The sequence below is a fragment of the Bradyrhizobium algeriense genome (assembly GCF_003062295.1).
In the GTDB taxonomy this organism is placed as follows: domain Bacteria; phylum Pseudomonadota; class Alphaproteobacteria; order Rhizobiales; family Xanthobacteraceae; genus Bradyrhizobium; species Bradyrhizobium algeriense.
This window is the reverse complement of the sequence record NZ_PYCN01000109.1, coordinates 1-2789: the sequence shown is the minus strand read 5'-3', so window position 1 is coordinate 2789 and position 2789 is coordinate 1. Positions and strand designations below refer to the sequence as shown.

Below are 2789 nucleotides of genomic sequence, written 5' to 3'. Positions count from 1 at the left end.
CGCGCGCCGCAAAATCATCTGCAGAGCTTTCGCCGGGCGATACTGCCCACACAGGCTGTCAAACCCCGGAGAGAAACCGGGAGCGGGAAGCGCTGCTGACAGAAACACCTGTAGTTTGGGATCTGGCCCGACGCGCTGATTCGAAAGGATAGCACTACTTTGGCACTTTAGGCTTGGCGATATCTGCAAGGAGCAGGTCACAGTGAGGACATCGTCGGGGTGGAGGTCGTGCGAAGAGGTCGAGGATCGCTTGCCTGATGGCCGGCATGCTTGGTTGTGGTGGCGGTCCTGAGATTCTTTTTTTTCCGTCCCGCTGCTTTGAGGCGGCGGGATTGGAGAAAGGCGTAGGCGATCATCGTCATCAACGCATGTCGATGTAATCCCGTCCAGGATCTACCTTCGAAGTGGTCGAGCCCAAGCTCCTCCTTGAGCTGCTGGTGAGCCTGTTCACAGACCCACCTGGCCTTGATCGTGGCAGCAAGCGTCTTGATGGTGGCATCGGCCGGCAGGTTCGACACATAGTATTTTTGCTTCCCGGTCGACCGCCGCTCACCGACGAGCCAGACCTCGTCGCCAGGCATGCACTGCATACGGTTATTGATCATCCGGTGCTTATGGCCATCCGCAACGCGGACACGGCGGGCCGTGAAGAGACATGTCAGCCGACCTTTGGTGCCCCGCCGCCAGCTGACCCTTTGCCATTTGCCTTCGGCCAATAACGCTTCAGCAGAGACCGGTGGCTGATCAGGGATGTGGTATTTGCGGGGCTTTCCGGTCTTCGCGATGGGGAAGATCAGGGCAACGTCGGCAGGATAGACGTTCTGGCGCCGCGACAGACGCACCGCCCACAGCAGACCGCGCTGGCTCAAAGCCTGACGGAAAGGCCCGCTGGAGCCGTACCCTGAATCGGCAAGCACACAGCCGAAACGCACACCGGAGGCGATGACGCGGTCGATCTCCTCGATCGCAATCTCCGGCTTTGTCAGAGCAGTCTGTCTATCCTTCGGCACACCGGCCCGCGCCATGCGCTCAGGATCATTTGTCCAGTTCTCGGGCAGGAACAGCCGCAGGCCCACCGTCACCGGCACTTCCCGCGACGCCAACGTTAGCGAGACTAGCGACTGACAGTTGGCAGTCTTTCCGAGCGACGAGGCATATTGTGGCGCGACGCCAATCGAGTGACGTCCCTTCTTGGGCAACGCCGTATCATCGATGACAAGAAAACCCGCATCATCGCCAACCAATCTGTCTGCCTCCTTCAGCAGGGCAGCCTCGAGTGGAGCACTGTCCCAAACTCCGGCAGCGACGAAATGATGGAGCTGATCGTAACCGACCCCACTGGCGCGTGCCGCCATCGGTTGAACGCTCTTGCGGTCTCCTGGACCAATCAAACCCGCGACGTAGAGAGGGCACATCCGGGCCCGCGTCTTGTGCCCTAGCGCCGCGACAAACGGCGCAAGCCAGCGATCGAGATCGGCTTGCCAGTCCACGTCCATAGATCGGCCCTCCATAAGCCGACCTCTCATGAATCATTGAAAACCTGATTCGGGAATCCTGTTGCGACGATCAATCCAATAAATCTGCCAAAGTAGTGATAGTTGTCCTCTCCTCGGAGGAAGCGGGGGCAGGGACCTTTGCGTTCACTATTGGCGGGGCAACCTGCTCAAGCGGCATCATCCCTGCTGACAGAGATGAGATGGTCGTACTACTCCGCTTTTCCAAACTCGTGGAAGCGAGACGTGCCACCTGCAGCGAACTGGTCAGCTTGCGGAAAACCACATCAGTCCTGTAATGCGTTCTCGATGAAGTCGCCGATGATGGACAGCTCCTCCATTGCGCGCCGGGTGTTATGCAACATAAGCCGCATTGCGGGAGCGCGTGACATATTCTGCGCTGTAATGTGCAGCATACCACGTTCTTTCATAGCAGCGAAGGCATCACGCTCATACATAGGCGTGTCGAACATTGGCAGGAGGGCCAGCATGGCTTGCGTGGCCTGTTGAGAGACGGTCAGCCTGCATGTAGGCACTCGCTGGCCAAGAATCGCGGTTTTGATTTGAAGTTCCTCTTCTATTAGAAGTTCGATAACGTATCGGTAAGTCGCAAGTGCTTCGTCGAAATCTAGAGGTGTCAGCATGGTTGGCACCAGAATGAAATCGGAGCTGGCGATGATACTATCATTTAGTTCGCTCAAGCCGCCGCGAGTGTCGGCAAGCGCATAGTGGAAGCCGTTACCTTCCGCCTGTGCATATGCGTTCTCCAGCAGGGGCAACTGATCCGCAACGAATACTTCGCACCGAGGATCCCAAGCGCCGTTACGCAGGGCATTTTCTTTCCATTTAGTAAGCGGGCGGTTTTCGTCAGCTTCGAAAAGAGCGACCTTATGCTTTTTGTCTGCGAATGACGAGCACAGACCCATTAAGGCTGTGGTTTTACCGGCCCCTCCTTTGAATGAGCAGCAAGTGACTAGCTTCATATCCGACGGTCCCCGTGCTCACACACGTGTGATCGACATGTGACGTGAGGTTTGGCAGCCGGGCCACGTCAGTTCAAAACGATCTGATCCTAATCAGAGGTCGAACGGCGTCAACATAACCCACCATCGAGTAGGCCACGATATGCTTAGCTACAACAGCAACCGGTCTTAGCATTACAGTTGCGCTCTTGGAAGGTTTCTGAATCCATGGGCAACCATGATTCGGAGATCGTGGACGCGGGCAGCGTCGATTGAGGAGACGCTTGCGTTGTGGGCGGCGTCGCTTCGAGAGATCAAGAAGCTGATACGTCCG

2 protein-coding genes and 1 pseudogene are annotated in these 2789 nt (G+C 57.0%); all 3 read right to left on the bottom strand.

From position 1 onward, the window contains the following. On the bottom strand, nt 1-108 hold a 108-nt coding region (locus tag C7G61_RS46850), incomplete at its 3' end, for a VirC2 family conjugal transfer protein (RefSeq protein ID WP_244608779.1). 89 nt (nt 109-197) lie between these two features. Next, nucleotides 198-1533: pseudogene (locus tag C7G61_RS42410) on the bottom strand (IS701 family transposase). A 247-nt stretch (nt 1534-1780) separates the two neighbouring features. Beyond that, nucleotides 1781-2476, bottom strand: coding sequence for a conjugal transfer ATPase VirC1 (locus C7G61_RS42405; RefSeq protein ID WP_108523382.1), 696 nt, complete (start codon nt 2474-2476; stop codon nt 1781-1783). Nucleotides 2477-2789 lie beyond the last annotated feature (313 nt).